11 protein-coding genes and 1 pseudogene are annotated in these 16,712 nt (G+C 61.8%); 7 read left to right on the top strand and 5 right to left on the bottom strand.

Features of this window, described 5'->3' with window-relative positions; all coding sequences use genetic code 11:
• Positions 1-148 precede the first annotated feature (148 nt).
• On the top strand, positions 149-1,327 hold the full coding sequence (locus tag P9292_RS27620; protein WP_309962258.1) for a class I SAM-dependent methyltransferase: 1,179 nt from the start codon (positions 149-151) through the stop codon (positions 1,325-1,327).
• Between the two features lie 7 nt (positions 1,328-1,334).
• Here P9292_RS27620 and P9292_RS27615 read toward each other — a convergent pair whose 3' ends face one another.
• Positions 1,335-2,597, bottom strand: a complete 1,263-nt coding sequence (locus P9292_RS27615) for a TIGR03862 family flavoprotein (protein ID WP_309962256.1) — start codon at positions 2,595-2,597, stop codon at positions 1,335-1,337.
• Between the two features lie 181 nt (positions 2,598-2,778).
• On the opposite strand from P9292_RS27615, the gene P9292_RS27610 reads away from it, so the two are divergent.
• The 4 genes from P9292_RS27610 (at position 2,779) to P9292_RS27595 (ending at position 6,717) form a co-directional block, all read left to right on the top strand.
• Positions 2,779-4,248 (top strand): MFS transporter, encoded by a 1,470-nt coding sequence (locus tag P9292_RS27610; protein ID WP_309962254.1) that lies wholly within the window; start codon positions 2,779-2,781, stop codon positions 4,246-4,248.
• A 166-nt stretch (positions 4,249-4,414) separates the two neighbouring features.
• A complete protein-coding gene (locus P9292_RS27605) occupies positions 4,415-5,215 on the top strand; it encodes a DUF1835 domain-containing protein (RefSeq protein WP_309962251.1) in 801 nt (266 codons plus the stop codon).
• Between the two features lie 28 nt (positions 5,216-5,243).
• Positions 5,244-5,849, top strand: coding sequence for a TetR/AcrR family transcriptional regulator (locus P9292_RS27600; protein ID WP_250509599.1), 606 nt, complete (start codon positions 5,244-5,246; stop codon positions 5,847-5,849).
• Between the two features lie 280 nt (positions 5,850-6,129).
• Positions 6,130-6,717, top strand: coding sequence for a GNAT family N-acetyltransferase (locus tag P9292_RS27595; protein WP_309964212.1), 588 nt, complete (start codon positions 6,130-6,132; stop codon positions 6,715-6,717).
• 57 nt (positions 6,718-6,774) lie between these two features.
• Here the strand turns inward: P9292_RS27595 and P9292_RS27590 are convergent, their stop codons facing one another.
• Positions 6,775-7,278, bottom strand: a complete 504-nt coding sequence (locus P9292_RS27590; RefSeq protein WP_244826453.1) for an Lrp/AsnC family transcriptional regulator — start codon at positions 7,276-7,278, stop codon at positions 6,775-6,777.
• Positions 7,279-7,413: 135 nt separating this feature from the next.
• Here P9292_RS27590 and hppD point away from each other — a divergent pair, with 135 nt between their 5' ends.
• The gene (gene hppD / locus P9292_RS27585) at positions 7,414-8,517 is read left to right on the top strand and encodes a 4-hydroxyphenylpyruvate dioxygenase (protein ID WP_244826454.1); all 1,104 of its coding nucleotides are present in this window, start codon (positions 7,414-7,416) and stop codon (positions 8,515-8,517) included.
• 113 nt (positions 8,518-8,630) lie between these two features.
• On the opposite strand, the gene P9292_RS27580 is transcribed toward hppD, so the two are convergent.
• On the bottom strand, positions 8,631-8,834 hold the full coding sequence (locus tag P9292_RS27580; protein ID WP_244826455.1) for a hypothetical protein: 204 nt from the start codon (positions 8,832-8,834) through the stop codon (positions 8,631-8,633).
• Between the two features lie 347 nt (positions 8,835-9,181).
• On the opposite strand from P9292_RS27580, the pseudogene P9292_RS27575 reads away from it, so the two are divergent.
• Positions 9,182-12,770: pseudogene (locus P9292_RS27575) on the top strand (indolepyruvate ferredoxin oxidoreductase family protein).
• A 113-nt stretch (positions 12,771-12,883) separates the two neighbouring features.
• Here P9292_RS27575 and P9292_RS27570 read toward each other — a convergent pair.
• Entirely contained in the window at positions 12,884-15,163 is a 2,280-nt protein-coding gene (locus tag P9292_RS27570; protein ID WP_244826457.1) for an NADP-dependent malic enzyme, read from the bottom strand.
• A gap of 243 nt (positions 15,164-15,406) precedes the next feature.
• Positions 15,407-16,633: an MFS transporter gene (locus tag P9292_RS27565; protein ID WP_309962249.1), complete on the bottom strand. Its 1,227-nt coding sequence runs from the start codon at positions 16,631-16,633 to the stop codon at positions 15,407-15,409.
• Positions 16,634-16,712 lie beyond the last annotated feature (79 nt).

Raw genomic sequence — 16,712 nt, 5'->3', positions numbered from 1 at the left:
GTGACAAAACGTGGATTGTGCCTGATCGACCGCGCCCGATTCGCCTTCAAAACTCGAAAGGTGCGACCGGCGCGAGTGAAATGGCATCAAAATGCTGCCAGTTCACTTTGCGGCCGGCAGCCGCTGGCCCGCACATCAAAAGACAACAATGCAATCTAAAAGCACGCCTCACGCCGACACTCCGCCGATCCTGCACTGGGAAGAGGACGGCGAAGAACGCTCCGCCCGCTGGCGTTCGGAAAGTAGCAACCCGGCGCCAAAGCGCATTGTCATTGGCGACGACCAGATGACGGCCGACAACGCGTATCGCCTTGCTTGCGAAGGAACCGGCATTCTTTGGCGCGGAGATTATCAGAACGCGCGGCAGTTGCTTCAGGCGATGGCGCGCCGTATCGACAACAAGCCGCGCAAGCCGAAAAAGGCGGCGGCGGAAAGGGAAAAAGCGGCGGCTGCTTCGCCGGTCGATACCTTCAATCTGCATCGTCTGGCGCAGTCGCAACGTGCGCGAACGCTGGCGATGCTGCTTCTGCCGCTAGACGAGCAGTATGCGATTCCGCTGCGCCGCGCGCCGAATGTACAGGAGGCGTGCGAAGAAGCGTACGGCGCAGCTCGTGACGCGTCGGTGGTTTCGTTGCGGGAAGTGCTCGGGCTAGTCGGCGCGCACGAGTGGCGCAAGAAAGGCGTGGATGTCGCGGCGGTGGGCGGGAAAATTCATCCCTATTACGGCGTTTTCTCGCCTGTGCGCGGCGAATATATCAACCTCGTTGCCAATCAGCCGCTTCCGTCGACTTCGCTGGCCTTCGATATCGGCACCGGTACCGGCGTTTTGGCGGCGGTGCTTGCACGGCGCGGCGTCGAACGAATCGTCGCGACGGACCTTGATCCGCGTGCGTTGGCTTGTGCACGCGAGAACATCGGGCTGCTCGGGCTGAATCGCCAAGTGAATGTGGTCGAAGCGAATCTCTTTCCTGAAGGACGCGCGCCGCTCGTCGTGTGCAATCCGCCGTGGCTGCCCGCGCGGCCGAGTTCGGCGATCGAGCACGCGATCTACGATCCCGAAAGCCGGATGCTGCGCGGTTTTCTCGATGGCCTCGCCGCGCATCTCACGCCCGGCGGCGAAGGCTGGCTGATTCTGTCCGATTTCGCCGAGCATCTCGGGCTGCGCACGCGCGCGCAGCTGCAGGAGTGGATCGACGCGGCGAAATTGAAAGTGGATGGCCGCATCGATATTCGGCCGCAGCATCCGCGTGCATTCGATAAAACCGATCCGCTGTATGCGGCGCGCTCGAAGGAAGTGACTTCGTTGTGGCGCTTGGTGGCCGCCTGAGCGCGCCTCAGCCGCGCGACGCCAGCCACGCGAGCGCGCCTTCCCCAGCCACGAGCCCGCTCGCAAAACACGCCGTCAATAAATAACCGCCTGTCGGCGCTTCCCAGTCGAGCATTTCGCCCGCGCAGAAGACGCCGGGCAGCGCGGTAAGCATCGAGCGCTCGTCGAGCGCTTCGAACGCCACGCCGCCCGCGCTGCTGATCGCCTCGGCGATCGGACGCGGGCGTAAAACGCGCAACGGCAGCGCCTTAATGCGTGCGGCGAGCGTTTCGGGATCGCCGAAATCCGCGTTTGTCAGACATTCCCGCAGCAAGCCCGCTTTCACGCCGGTCAAATGCAGGCGGCTTTGCAAATGACTCGACAGCGAGCGCGCGCCACGTGGATGCAGCACCTCCGCACGCACCCGCTCGGCGGAAAGCTGCGGAACGAGATCGAGCAGAATCGTCGATGCTCCGCCGTCGCATTCGGCGAGCCGATCGCGGATTGACGCCGACAGCGCGTAAATCAGACTTCCTTCGATACCATTGTCTGTAATCAGCGCTTCGCCGGTGCGCCAGTCGAGCCGGCCGTCCGCGCGCGCCACACCGATCGCCACCGCCTTGAGCGGCTCGCCCGCGAAGCGGCTTTGGAAATGCGGCGACCAGTCGGTATCGAAGCCGCAATTGGACGGCACGAAAGGCCGCACCGGCACACCGCGCGCGGCGAGATGCGCAATTGCGCCGCCATCCGAGCCGAGTTGCGGCCAGCTCGCGCCTCCCGCTGCGAGGATCAGCGCGTCGTGACGAATGCACTTTTCCCCGTCGGGCGTCGCGAAGCGCGAGATCGAGGCGCCGTCGTCGGTGAAACCGAGCCATCGATGCCGCATGTGCAGCGTCACGCCGGACGCGCGCAGCCGATGCAGCCAGGCCCGCAGCATCGGCGCGGCCTTCATGTCGCGCGGAAAGACGCGGCCGGAACTGCCGACGAACGTTTCCACGCCAAGGCCGTGCACCCATTGGCGAAGCGCGTCGGCATCGAAGCGAGCAAGGAGCGGCGCGATTTCGGCGCTGCGCGCGCCGTAGCGGCCTAGAAACGCGTCGGCAGCTTCGGAGTGCGTCAGATTCATGCCGCCCTTGCCCGCCATCAGGAATTTGCGGCCGACCGATGGCATCGCGTCGAAGACATCCACGCGCGCGCCGCCCGCCGCGAGCGCCTCGGCGGCCATGAGCCCGGCCGGTCCGCCACCGACGACCGCGACGTTCACCGTTTCGATGTTTTCTGCAGGCGCCATGCTGAATGGAAAAAGAGAAAGAGCCGCGATTGTCGCATCCGCGCCGATGAAACTTGCAGCCTGAAAAGCCCGCCGGCGCGCGTAAGTCATTAAATAACAAAAAAGGATTTGGTCGCGGCAAGCCCTGCCAGTAGCATCGCGCGATTCGCTGCATCAACACTTTTTCACTTTCCGCCCGCTTATGTCCGTCTCACTCGCGTCCGAACGCGCTTCCGCTCCGGCCGCCGCCGATGTGCGCCCCGTCATCCGCAGCGCCGCCGATGTCTCCAGCCTCGTCAATCGTGGCGCCGCCATCGGCAGCGACGCGCGCGTGGTCGTCGCCATCGCGCTCGGCGGCATTTTCCTCGATGCCTACGATCTCGGCGCGCTCGCGTTCGGCATCAAGGACATCGCCCGTGAGTTCTCGCTGAGCCCGACCGGAACCGGTTTCGTCGCATCGGCAATCACGTTCGGCGCGATCATCGGCGCATTTCTCGGCGGCTATCTCACCGACAAGATCGGCCGATACCGCGTCTTCATGGCCGATATGTTCTTCTTCGTGATCGCGGCCATTGCCTGCGCATTCGCGCCCAACGCGTGGGTGCTCGGCGGCGCGCGCTTCGTGATGGGGCTGGGCGTTGGCATCGATCTTCCGGTGGCAATGGCCTTTCTCGCCGAATTTTCGCGTCTGCAAGGCCGTGGCAACAAGGCCGCGCGCGTCGCCATGTGGTGTCCCACCTGGTACGCCGCGATCAGCGTGTCCTATCTGCTGGTGCTCGGTTTGTACGCGGTGCTGCCGGCGCATCACGCAGGCTTGCTGTGGCGGCTGATTCTTGGCTTCGGCGCTGTGCCGGCCATTCTCATCATCGCGATTCGCAGCCGTTACATGAGCGAGTCGCCCGTGTGGGCCGCGAATCAGGGCGATCTCAAGGGCGCCGCCGAGATTCTCAAACGTTCGTATGGCGTCGAGGTTCGCGTCGAAGCGGCTGCATCGACCGTTCCAAAGGCGCGCAAGGCAACGTGGAGCAACTACGGCGCGCTTCTGCGTGGCGTGTATTTACGCAGGACCGTGCTCGCGACCGTCATTGCGATTGCATCGTCCTTCGCCTACAACGCGGTCGCGTTCGGCTTGCCGGTGATCATTTCGAGCTTCCTCGCGCAATCGATGCTCACCACGATTCTCGCCTCGCTCGCGCTCAATCTGCTGTTCGCGTTCACGGGCGGCCTGTTCTCCGTGCGCACCGTGCCGAAGTACGGCGCGTGGAATCTGACCGTGATCGGCTACGCGTTTCAGTTGGTGGCGCTCGTCGGGCTCGCTGTCGTCGGCAAACCGGCAACCGGTGTGCAGGTGGCGATCGCGATCGCGCTGCTCGCTGCGTTCCTGCTCGGCCAGGGCGTCGGACCAGGCTCGCACAGCATGACGTTTGCGTCGCTGAGTTATCCGACGTCATTGCGCGGCGTGGGCGTCGGCTTCAATCAGACGTTGATGCGCGCTAGTTCCACCGTGTCCCTGTTCCTGTTTCCGGTGCTGTCGGCGGCGCTGGGCACGAAGGTGTTCTGGATCATCGCGGTTGCGCCGCTTCTCGGCTTGATCGCGCTGTTCGCGGTGCACTGGGAACCGTCCGGCTACGACGTCGACGCCGAGGATTTCGCCGCCAGCGGCACGCGATAAGGCGTCTTTCGGCTAGAACGGCGTGGCCTCGCGGTCGCGCCGTTCGCGCTTCTGAAATGGTTTGCCGAAGCGCGCCAGCCCACAGCCGGTCGCAAATCGATTCGCGTAGACTGATTGCTGCTCGTCCGAGCGGCAAAACGCGAGTCCTTCTGGCAAATCCACAACAATGACCACGATCCACGTCACCAATGGCGACAGCGCGGCCCTGTCTCTCACCGAAGCGCTTCGACTAGCCGACCGTCCAGACCGTGTCATCCCTCTGCGCGACGATCTCGCGGTCGGCCCGCTCAGAGACGCCGACGACACTTCGCTCACGCGCGCAGCGTTTTGGCGTCAAGTGCTCAACAGCACGAATGATTTCGAGGACGAACTCGAAGCGCAGCAGGCGCTCTTGACACGCCTCGTGCGCGGCGACGCGCAGATTGTCGTGTGGCACGGACAGAGCGCGGCCGACCAGCTCACCTTGCGGCGCGTCGCCTACCATCTGCGCAATGTGCCGCAACGTCTTAACGAGGCGAAGCTCAACTACGACGACCTGTCGATCGAAGCATCCGACGCGCATTCAGATCCGCTCCGGCGTGCCGATCGCGCGACCGCTGTCGGCATGTTTTCACCTGGACAGTTGCTAAAGAAGTTGCCGAGCGCCGCGCCGATTTCGGTGCTGCGCATTAGCCGGCTGGCGCTCGAATGGCAGGAGGCGAAGCATGCGAGCGCGGAGACACGTCGGCTGCGCGACAACATGCTGGTTTCGGGAAGCTGGTTCGACGTCGACGAAGCCCTGCTCGACCTAGCCAGCCCCGAATGGCAGCCCGCGCGGCGGATCGCCGGTGGCGCAATGGCGCGCCGCTTCGATTTCCTTCTCAGCGATTCGATCGCTTTCTGGCGATGCCGCGAACTCGTCACGGCGGGGCGGCTTAAAATACGCGGCACGCCGTCGGATATCGTGCAGGCCGAATTGCGGCGCTAAAACCGACAAGAACGCATCTTCCGACCCAATGGCCCGAACCAAAGCGCCCGATCACGAGACGCAACGCGAACAGATTCTGGAGCTTGCCGCCGCGAAATTCGCGCAGACGAGTTACCCCAGCACGTCGATGGCCGACTTGGCCGCAGCGAGCGGCACGTCGAAAGCGCGCCTCTATCACTATTACGAGAGCAAGGAAGCGATTCTTTTCGATCTGCTCGACCGCTACACCAAGCGGCTGATGCTGATCATCGCGGAAGTGGAAGCCGCGAGCCAGCGACGCGGACTGGGCGAGCGCGAGGCTTTCGCTGAACTGGTGCGGGCGTTCCTTGCCGAATACGAGACCTCTCATAGCCGGCACGTCGCGCTATTGAACGACGTCAAATATCTGGAAGACGTGCAGCGCGAGATCGTTCTGGATCGCCAGCGGGATATCGTCGCTGCGTTCGCGCGACAACTGGCGCGCGCGTACCCGAAGCGCGTAACGAGAGAAAATCAAACCGCGCTGACCATGATGGTTTTCGGCATGATCAATTGGACTTTCACGTGGCTCAAACCGGGCGGCAGGCTCGGGTATCGTGAGTTCGGCGAGCAAGTCGTCGCGATGATTGAAAGCGGCCTGAATACTGAAGCCTGAGCGATATTGCGTCGCAGCATGAAGCTGTTGCACGCTGACACATTCTATAAGACATTGATTTCTATAGATTACAAACGTTTTCCGTAGCTATTTAGAACGTGTCCTCCAGCTTTGATTAAGGGTTTTCCCGTACCCGCTTTCCTCGATTGGGCTAAAATCGTTTTTGCTGTGCAACATGCCCGTATCACCGAGGAGAATCATCGTGGAATTGAACATCGACCGCACTGCCGCGCAGATAGTCGCTAGCGATCCGCTGCCTGCATCCGCGCGTCTGCCGGTTATGGTCCGCGAGTTGTCGTCGGCTGATCGCGAACGGCTGCAGACACACTTCCTCGCGCTCGACGAAGACGACCGACTGCTGCGTTTCGGGCAAATCGTGCCGGATCACGTCATCGAGAATTACGTTCGCAACATCAACTTTGCTAACGACGCCGTTTTTGGCGTGTTCGACAACGCGCTGCAGTTGATCGGCGTCGGCCATCTGGCCTATCTTCCAGTCGATGGTGAAAAGCGCACCGCCGAATTCGGCGTCTCAGTTCTCGAAAGCGCGCGTGGCCGCGGCATCGGCACCAAAATGTTCGAGCGCGCCGCCATGCGCAGCCGCAATTCGAAAGTCTCGCAGCTCTACATGCATTGTTTGTCGCGCAACAAGACCATGATGCACATCGCCCGGAAATCGGGGATGAAGATCGAATACGCGTATGGCGAAGCGGACGCGTATCTCTCGCTCGCGCCCGCCGATCAAGGCAGCATCATGGCCGAGATGCTTCAGGAACAGGCCGCCGTCTTCGATTACGCGATCAAACGGCAGGCACATCGGGCGTCGAAGGTTTTTCAGGCGTTCATGCCTGCGGCAACCGTGGCCTGAATCGCAGTCCACGTATCTCACCAAAGAAAGGGCGGCTCTGACCGCCCTTTTTTCATTTCAACGCAACGGCAGCGCCGTCGTGTCCTTGATTCGTTCGAGCGAGAAACTCGAACGCACGTCGATCACCGAAGGATGGTGCAGCAGTCGTTCCTGCATGAAGCGCGAAAAGTGCTCCATGTCGCGTACCTGAACGCGCAGCAGAAAGTCCATTTCGCCAGTCATCGCGTCGCACGCGACGACTTCGTCCCACGCGCGCACCGCGTCGCGAAACAGATCGGCATGCGTTGGCGGATTCTGCGACCCGGCCGCGAGTGGAACGCCGCCGCGTTTTTCCAGTCGCACGTTGATGTAGGCGAGCAGCCCAAGCCCGAGCTTTTTCGCGTCGAGCAGCGCGACGTAGCCGCGAATCACGCCAAGTTCTTCCAGGCGCCGAATGCGCCGCAAGCACGGACTCGGTGACAAACTGACTCTATCCGCGATTTCCTGATTCGAAAGCCTGCCGTTTTCCTGAAGGATCGCGAGAATCTTCCTGTCGATGGTGTCGAGTTCTATTTCGGGCACGTTCTGGCTCGTTTGAAGCGTGAGACGGCAGGTTGTTGCGCAATCTTAGAAACACGCGATTTGTTTCGCAAGCTTTTGCTTCGCCAGCTTGACTAGACTGTCTCGATATCGAAACGAACATCAGGAGACACGCGCATGACCGCATCGACTTGGGAAAATCCCGTTGGCACCGACGGCTTCGAATTCATCGAATACACCGCGCCCGATCCCGTCGCGCTCGGCAAACTGTTCGAGCAAATGGGTTTCACCGCCATTGCGCGGCACCGTCACAAGGACGTGACGCTTTACCGGCAAGGCGAAATCAATTTCATCGTCAATGCAGAGCCGGATTCGTTCGCGCAGCGCTTTGCGCGTCTGCACGGCCCGTCGATTTGCGCCATCGCATTCCGCGTCGCCGATGCCGCTCAAGCCTATAAACGCGCGCTGGACTTGGGCGCGTGGGGCTTCGACAACAAGAATGGCCCGATGGAATTGAACATTCCGGCGATCAAGGGAATCGGCGATTCGCTGATCTACTTCGTCGATCGCTGGCGCGGTAAGAACGGCGCACAGCCGGGCAGCATCGGCGACATCAGCATTTACGACGTCGATTTCGAGCCGATTCCCGGCGCTTCGCCGAATCCGGTTGGCAACGGCCTCACGTATATCGATCACCTCACGCATAACGTGCATCGCGGCCGGATGGTTGAATGGGCCGAGTTTTACGAGCGGCTTTTCAATTTCCGCGAAGCGCGTTATTTCGACATCGAAGGAAAAGTGACGGCTGTCAAGTCCAAGGCGATGAGCTCGCCCTGCGGCAAGATCCGAATTCCGATCAACGAAGAAGGTTCGGAAAATGCCGGCCAGATTCAGGAATATCTGGACGCGTATCGCGGCGAAGGCATTCAGCACATCGCGCTCGGGACGGACGACATCTACAACACGGTCGACGGCCTTCGCGCGTCGAAAATCGCGCTTCTCGATACCATCGACACTTACTATGAACTCGTGGACCGGCGCGTGCCGGACCACGGCGAATCGGTCGCGGAACTAAAGAAGCGCAAGATTTTGATCGACGGTGTGCACGACGAAATCCTGCTGCAAATCTTCACCGAGAACCAGATCGGGCCGATTTTCTTCGAGATCATTCAGCGCAAGGGCAATCAGGGCTTCGGTGAAGGCAACTTCAAGGCGCTGTTCGAATCGATCGAACTGGATCAGATGCGCCGTGGCGTGCTGAAAGACACGACCGCCAACTAGAAAACGGCGCAAGCGCCAAAAGAAAAGGGACATGACCACTCAGGTTCATGTCCCTTCTTCTTTTCCGCGGTTCGTTCGACAACGCCGAGGAGCGAAGAAGAGAGCGATTAGCTTTATGCGGCCGTGTCGTCGCTGCGTTCGGATTCACGGCGCATGCCGGCGCCGGTTTGTGCCGACGGCACGCGGACTTGCGAAACTCGCGAAACGGGCGATGCCGCATTTTGCGGCGCATTCGCACGCGCACCGCCAATCGGTGCGTTGATAGCGAAAAAGGCCGCCGAGACCATTAAAAAGCTCTGGATGTGACGTTGCTTCATTTTTTATTGACTCCTTCTGACTGCGATTTACGGCACTTGCAACGACCGCCGCATTCCTTCCGGAATGGCGCGCATTCTCCACAAGCGCTCATTTAGACATGCATCCGCGCATGGGTTCCGCGATTCGGTCGAACTTACACGCCGTAACAAAACTGTCCTGAATCGCCCACTTGCGGCAACGTTTTAATGCAAAGCGCGAGTAAGTGCGTATTTTTCAACGGGTTAGTACCACTGTCTGAAATCCGTGAGCATCGGCAAACTGGGAAGTCCCGGCCTGAGCGTTCACAAGACGCTGCGGCCCGGAACATGCTTTGGTGATCCCAAACTCGGGTGGAGGAGTACACAGAATGAACGCCCCGCTAGACGCAGAACAAAGAGCTTCGCTAGAAGCCGCACTCAAATCCGTCACGCTAGACGACAAATACACGCTGGAACGCGGCCGCGCCTATATGAGCGGCATCCAGGCGCTGGTGCGTCTGCCGATGCTGCAGCAAGAGCGCGACAAAGCCGCTGGCCTTAACACCGCTGGATTCATTTCCGGTTATCGCGGGTCGCCGCTCGGCGGACTCGACCAGTCGCTTTGGAAGGCGAAAAAGCATCTCGCCGGACATCAGGTCGTGTTTCAGCCCGGCGTCAACGAAGACCTCGCGGCCACCGCCGTTTGGGGCTCGCAACAGGTCAACCTGTACCCGAGCGCCAAATACGACGGCGTCTTCTCGATGTGGTACGGCAAGGGTCCGGGCGTCGACCGCACCGGCGATGTCTTCAAACACGGTAATTCGGCTGGTTCGGCGACGCACGGCGGCGTGCTCGTGCTCGCTGGTGACGACCACGCCGCGAAGTCATCGACGCTCGCGCATCAATCCGAACACATTTTCAAGGCGTGCGGCCTGCCGGTTCTGTTTCCGTCGAACGTGCAGGAATATCTCGACTTCGGCCTGCACGGCTGGGCGATGAGCCGCTACTCCGGCCTCTGGGTCGCGATGAAATGCGTGACCGACGTGGTGGAATCGTCGGCGTCGGTGGATATCGATCCGCATCGCACGAAGATCGTGATTCCGACCGATTTCGCCATGCCCGACGGCGGCCTGAACATTCGCTGGCCCGATCCGCCGCTCGTGCAGGAAGCGCGTCTGCTCGACTACAAGTGGTACGCCGCGCTCGCCTACGTCCGCGCGAACAAGCTGGACCGCGTGGAAATCGATTCGCCCAACGCACGCTTCGGCATCATGACGGCGGGCAAGGCGTACCTCGACGTGCGTCAGGCGTTGACCGATCTCGGTCTCGACGACGCCACCTGCGCACAGATCGGCATTCGTCTCTATAAGGTCGGCTGCGTGTGGCCGCTCGAAGCGCAAGGCGCGCACGAATTCGCGCGTGGTCTCGACGAGATTCTGGTGGTCGAGGAAAAGCGCCAGATTCTCGAATACGCGATCAAGGAGGAGTTGTACAACTGGCCCGATGCGCAACGTCCGCGCGTCTTCGGCAAGTTCGACGAGAAAGACGGTGCAGGCGGCGAATGGTCCGTGCCGATGGGCAACTGGCTGCTGCCCGCGCACTACGAACTCTCGCCAGCGATCATCGCGAAGGCCATTGCGACGCGTCTCGACAAGTTCGATCTGCCCGCCGATGTGCGCGCGGGCATCGCGGCGCGCATCGCCGTGATCGAGGCGAAAGAGAAAGCGCTTGCGCGTCCGCGTGTGGAAGTGGAGCGCAAGCCGTGGTTCTGCTCGGGCTGTCCGCACAACACGTCGACGAACGTGCCTGAAGGCTCGCGCGCGATGGCGGGAATCGGCTGCCACTACATGACGGTGTGGATGGACCGCAGCACGAGCACGTTCAGTCAGATGGGCGGCGAAGGCGTCGCGTGGGTCGGCCAGGCGCCGTTCACGAACGACAAGCATGTCTTCGCCAATCTCGGCGACGGCACCTACTTCCACTCCGGCCTGCTCGCCATTCGCGCGGCGATAGCGGCGAAGGTGAACATCACCTACAAGATTCTTTATAACGACGCCGTCGCGATGACCGGCGGCCAACCTGTCGACGGCGTGCTGACCGTGCCGCAGATCACGCATCAGCTCGCGGCGGAAGGCGCGGCGCGCATCGTCATCGTCACGGATCAGCCCGAGAAGTACACGCCGAGCACGGGACTCGCGCCGGGCATCGACGTGCATCATCGCGATGAACTCGACGACATTCAGCGGCAACTACGCGAGATTCCCGGCACGTCCATCCTGATCTACGACCAAACCTGCGCGACCGAAAAGCGCCGCCGCAGAAAGCGCGGCGCGTTTCCCGATCCGGCGAAGCGCGTGGTGATCAACGAAGCGGTCTGCGAAGGTTGCGGCGACTGTTCGGTGAAGTCGAACTGCCTTTCGGTCGAACCGCTCGATACCGAGTACGGCACGAAGCGGCAGATCAATCAGTCGAGCTGCAACAAGGACTATTCGTGTCTGAACGGCTTTTGCCCGAGTTTCGTCACGGTCGAAGGCGGTCAGTTGAAGAAGCCGAAGGCGACGACTGTCGAAGCCGGCGGCATGCCTGGCCCTGCCCGCGCCTGACCTGCCGGATATCGGCCGGCCATATGGCGTGCTGGTGACGGGCGTCGGCGGCACGGGCGTCGTGACCATCGGCGCGCTGCTTGGCATGGCGGCGCATCTGGAGCAGAAAGGCGTGACCGTGCTCGATGTCACCGGCCTCGCGCAGAAAGGCGGCGCGGTGATGAGCCACGTGCAGATCGCCAACCGTCCGGGCGATATTCACGCAACGCGCATTGCCATGGGCGAGGCGGATCTCGTCATCGGTTGCGATGCGATCGTCACCGCCAGCGACGAATGCGGCTCGCGCATGCAGCCGGATCACACGCGCGTGGTCGTGAACAGCGCGCAGACGCCGACCGCTGCGTTCATCAAGGACCCGAACTGGCGCTTTCCCGGCGCGAGCGCTGAAGCCGACATCCGTGCGGCGGCGGGCGAACATGTCGCGCTCGTCGATGCCAACCGCTTCGCCGTCGCGCTGATGGGCGACGCCATCTACACGAATCCGTTCGTGCTCGGCTACGCATGGCAAAAAGGCTGGGTGCCGTTGCGGCATGAATCGCTCGTGCGCGCGATCGAATTGAACGCCGTGCAAGTCGAAAAGAATCTGGCCGCGTTCGAATGGGGCCGTCGCGCCGCGCACGATCTCGACTCGCTACGCAAGCTGACCGAAGCGCAACGCGGCAGCGCGCCGGAAGGCGCGGGCAAGATCATTGCGCTGCACACGCCGAAGGCGCTCGACGCGCTCATCGACAAGCGCCTCGACTATCTTGCGAAGTATCAGAACACCGCGTATGCAACGCGTTATGGCCGACTCGTCGCGTCGGTGCGTGCCGCCGAGGCGGAACTCGGCGTCGGCGATGGCCAGTATCAATTGACCGAAACCGTCGCGAAGAATCTGCACAAGCTGATGGCGTACAAGGACGAGTACGAAGTCGCGCGTCTCTATGCGGACCCCGCTTTCCTCGACAAGGTGAAGAACAGTTTCGAAGGCGACTGGAAGATCAAGTTCCATCTCGCGCCGCCGAGCATGTCGAAGAAGGACCAGCACGGCCATCTGGTGAAAAAGCAATATGGCCCGTGGATGATGTCCGCCATGCGCGGGCTCGCGAAGCTCAAGTTTCTGCGCGGCACGGCGCTCGATCCGTTCGGCAGAACCGAGGAGCGGAAGATGGAGCGCGCGCTGATCGTGGAATACGAGGCGCTGGTGAAGGAGCTGATCGACGGATTGACGCCGCAGAAGCTGGCGCTTGCCATCGAACTGGCGAATCTGCCGGATTCGATGCGCGGTTACGGCCACGTGAAGGACAACAACGTGAAGGCGGCGCGGATCAAGTGGAATGCGCTGCTGACGCGGTGGAGAAACAACGAGGGCGGTCAGGCGCGACAGGTAGCGTAAGACCTGGGTTACGCGCTGTTTGAAACAAAAGGGCGATCCGCGAGGACCGCCCTTTTGTCTTTCGTGCGTCCAAAGAGAAGCGGCGACCTCTCCGAGAAGCCGCCGTTTTGCCCTTACTTGTTATTCGCCACCTTCGCGTTCGCCGAAGCCACCGCCGTCATATTGATGATCCGTCGCACGGTCGCGGCCGGCGTCAGGATGTGCACGGGCTTTGCCGCGCCCAGCAGGAACGGTCCGACCGTCACGCCCTCGCCGCTCACCATCTTGAGCAGGTTGTACGTGATGTTCGCGGCTTCCACGTTCGGCATGATGAGCAGGTTCGCTTCGCCGGTGAGCGTCGTGCCGGGGAACGAAGCCTTGCGTACCGCTTCGGACAACGCGGCGTCGCCGTGCATTTCGCCATCGACTTCGAGGTCCGGCGCGCGTTCGGCGATCAGCTTGCGTGCTTCGGCCATCCGCTTGCTCGACGCGCTCGGCACGCTGCCGAAGTTCGAGTTCGACACCAGCGCCACCTTCGGCGAAATGCCGAAGCGCTCGATCTCGCGCGCGGCGAGAATCGTCATGTCGGCAAGCTGCTCGGGCGTCGGCGTTTCGTTGACGTAGGTATCGCTGATGAAGAGATTGCGCCCTTGCAGCATCAGCAGGTTCATCGCCGCGAAGTTGTTTGCGCCTTCGGACTTGCCCAACACCTGATCGATGAACTTGAGGTGATCCTGATACGTGTCGATGAGACCGCAGATCATGCCGTCGGCGTCGCCGGTATGAACCAGGATCGCGCCGATCAGCGTGTTGAACTTGCGCAGCGCGGCCTTCGCGCTTTCGGGCGTCACGCCTTCACGCGCGGCGATTTCGTGATACGCCTGCCAGCTCTTTTGATAACGCGGATCGTCTTCCGGGTTCACGATCTCGAAATCGACGCCAGGCTTGAGCTTCGAGCCCATCTTCTGCAGACGCATTTCGACGACAGCCGGCCGGCCGATGATGATCGGCTTCGCGATCTTCTCCAGCAACACGAACTGCGCGGCGCGCAGCACGCGCTCGTCTTCACCTTCTGCAAACGCGATGCGCGCGGGCGCAGCCTTCGCCGCCACGAACACCGGCCGCATCACCATGCCGGTGCGATATACCGTCGCGCCGAGCGTCTCGCGATACGCGTCCATGTCCTGAATCGGACGCGTCGCCACGCCCGAATCCATCGCGGCCTGCGCCACGGCCGGCGCAATCTTGATGATGAGTCGCGGATCGAACGGTTTCGGGATCAGATATTCCGGGCCGAATTCGAGCGAATGGCCTTCGTAGGCTTTCGCGACTTCATCGCCCTGGTCGGTTTCTTCCGCGAGTTCGGCGATCGCGCGCACGCACGCGAGCTTCATCTCTTCGGTAATGGTCGTGGCGCCCACGTCCAGCGCGCCACGGAAGATGAACGGGAAGCACAGCACGTTGTTGACCTGATTCGGATAGTCCGAACGGCCAGTCGCGATGATGCAGTCCGGCCGCACCTTCTTCGCTTCCTCCGGACGAATTTCCGGCTCGGGATTGGCAAGCGCGAGAATCAGCGGCTTGTCGGCCATCACCTTGACCATTTCGGGCTTGAGCACGCCCGCGCTCGAACAACCGAGGAAAACGTCGGCCTGATCGATGGCATCGGCGAGCGTACGCGCGTCGGTGGTCGCCTGATAGCGCTCCTTCGACACATCGAGGTTGCCGCGCCCTTCGTAGATCACGCCCTTCGAATCGACGACGAGCGTGTTCGACTTCTTCAAGCCCAGATCGACGAGCAAGTCCAGACACGCGATAGCGGCTGCGCCCGCGCCCGAACAGACGAGCTTGATTTCGTCGAGCTTCTTGCCGACCACTTTCAGGCCGTTGAGGATTGCCGCCGACGCGATGATCGCCGTGCCGTGCTGATCGTCATGGAAAACGGGAATCTTCATGCGCTCGCGCAGCTTCTTCTCGATATAGAAGCATTCCGGCGCCTTGATGTCTTCGAGGTTGATGCCACCGAGCGTCGGTTCGAGCATGGCGATTGCATCGACGAGCTTGTCGGGATCGGTCTCGTCGAGCTCGATGTCGAACACGTCGATGCCCGCGAACTTCTTGAACAGACACCCTTTGCCTTCCATCACCGGCTTGGCCGCGAGCGGACCGATGTTGCCGAGGCCGAGCACCGCCGTGCCGTTCGTCACCACGCCGACGAGATTCGCGCGCGAGGTGTATTTCTGCGCGTCGAGCGGTTCGTCGAAGATCGCCATGCATGCGGCGGCTACACCCGGCGAATACGCAAGCGATAAATCCAGCTGATTGGAAAGCGGTTTGGTCGGCGTGACGGAGATCTTGCCCGGACGCGGGTATTGGTGATACGCGAGAGCGCTTTGCTTCAGTTGTTCGTCCATGATTAGCCTGAGACGTTAGAAATATTTTGAACAGGGTTCACACCGCCGACGACCGCTCAACATTGAGTGTGGAGTGTGATTCGATGGACCAATGTCTTCAGTCGCCCGGCGCATCGGATAGATGCGGCGTGCCGCCCGTAAGGATCAAACGGGACGGCCGGAGCTTTAATTTTTGGGACGACCAGTGTACACCTCGCCTTCCAGATGGCGCGCAGCAGCATTTTCCCTAGGCCGAACGGTCAATCAGTCGAGTTCGGCGCCGCGTTTTTCGGGAATGAGAAAGAGCGTGGCAAATATATCGAGTAAATAGATCGATGCCAGCAAGGCGAGCGCAGTCGCGAACGAATACTTCGCGGCAAGCGCGCCAACCACGACCGGACCCGGTCCGCCGACCGCGCGGCCGATATTGAACAGCACGTTTTGCGCGGTGGCGCGCGCCTCGGTCGGATAGATTTCGGAGATGAGCGCGCCGTAACCGCCGATCATTCCGTTGACGAACACGCCCATGACCGCGCCGCCTACCAGCAACGCGCCGGGGCTCGTCAAGTTCGAATAGACGAAGACCACTGCCACCGCGCCGATCTGATAGAAGAGAAACGCGGGCTTGCGGCCGAAGCGGTCGGCCGCGACGCCGAAGAGCCAGATGCCGAGCGCCATGCCGAGCACGGTGACGGCCGTCCAGAGACCCGACTTCGTGAGCGAATAGCCGAAGGTCTTGGATAGATAACTGGGCAGCCAGATCATCAGCCCGTAATAGCCGAAATTCTGCACCGAGCACAGCACGATCACGCCAAGGCTCGCACGCGTCGTGCGCGCGGTGTCGAAGAGACGTCCGAGCGGCAGCTTGCGCGGCGCGTGCTTCGCGCGACGTTCCGTGAAGAGCGCGGGTTCGGCGACCTTGCGCCGCACGAAGAACGACGCGACCGCCGGCAACAAGCCGACGGCGAACATGCCGCGCCAGCCGATCATCGGCAGCAAAAGCGGCGTGAGAAGCGCGGCGGCGAGCACGCCAAGTTGCCAGCCAAGCCCGACATACGAGGACACGCGCGCCCGCAGCCGAGCCGGCCATGCCTCGGCGACGAGCGCCATGCCAATGCCGAACTCCCCGCCCAACCCAATGCCCGCGATGGTGCGATAGACCAGCAAGTCGCCGTATCCTCTTGCAAGCGCGCACAGGCCGGTGAAGACGGCGAACAGGAGAATGGTCCAGGTCAGCATGCGCACACGGCCGAAGTAATCGGAGAGCATGCCGAAAACCACGCCGCCCGCGACCGCGCCGGCCAGCGTCCACGTGACGAGCGAACCTGCCTGCGCGGGCGTGAGGTGCAGATCCACGGCGATCGCGGGCAGCATGAAGCCGAGGATCAGGAGATCGAAGCCATCCATCGCATAGCCGAGAATGGAAGCGATGAGCGCGTGCAGCGCGTGGCGGTGATTCGGGGTATCGACGGAAGGGGAAGCGGGAGTCATGTGGGAGCACGGCGGGCGAAGTTGCGCGAGTTTAAGTGCGACGACCACGCGGCTACAAGACGCTCAAAAAATAGGCGCT

It is taken from the genome of Caballeronia sp. LZ001 (assembly GCF_031450875.1).
Taxonomy (GTDB): domain Bacteria; phylum Pseudomonadota; class Gammaproteobacteria; order Burkholderiales; family Burkholderiaceae; genus Caballeronia.
Note: the sequence above shows the minus strand (reverse complement) of the source record. Positions and strands in the feature narration are given on the sequence as shown.

Bases quoted from the DNA above. Each gene is read 5' to 3' on its own strand.
- P9292_RS27620 (WP_309962258.1), top strand. From the start codon at position 149: ATGCAATCTAAAAGCACGCCTCACGCCGACACTCCGCCGATCCTGCAC.
- P9292_RS27615 (WP_309962256.1), bottom strand. From the start codon at position 2,597: ATGGCGCCTGCAGAAAACATCGAAACGGTGAACGTCGCGGTCGTCGGT.
- P9292_RS27610 (WP_309962254.1), top strand. From the start codon at position 2,779: ATGTCCGTCTCACTCGCGTCCGAACGCGCTTCCGCTCCGGCCGCCGCC.
- P9292_RS27605 (WP_309962251.1), top strand. From the start codon at position 4,415: ATGACCACGATCCACGTCACCAATGGCGACAGCGCGGCCCTGTCTCTC.
- P9292_RS27600 (WP_250509599.1), top strand. From the start codon at position 5,244: ATGGCCCGAACCAAAGCGCCCGATCACGAGACGCAACGCGAACAGATT.
- P9292_RS27595 (WP_309964212.1), top strand. From the start codon at position 6,130: ATGGTCCGCGAGTTGTCGTCGGCTGATCGCGAACGGCTGCAGACACAC.
- hppD (WP_244826454.1), top strand. From the start codon at position 7,414: ATGACCGCATCGACTTGGGAAAATCCCGTTGGCACCGACGGCTTCGAA.
- P9292_RS27580 (WP_244826455.1), bottom strand. From the start codon at position 8,834: ATGAAGCAACGTCACATCCAGAGCTTTTTAATGGTCTCGGCGGCCTTT.
- P9292_RS27570 (WP_244826457.1), bottom strand. From the start codon at position 15,163: ATGGACGAACAACTGAAGCAAAGCGCTCTCGCGTATCACCAATACCCG.
- P9292_RS27565 (WP_309962249.1), bottom strand. From the start codon at position 16,633: ATGACTCCCGCTTCCCCTTCCGTCGATACCCCGAATCACCGCCACGCG.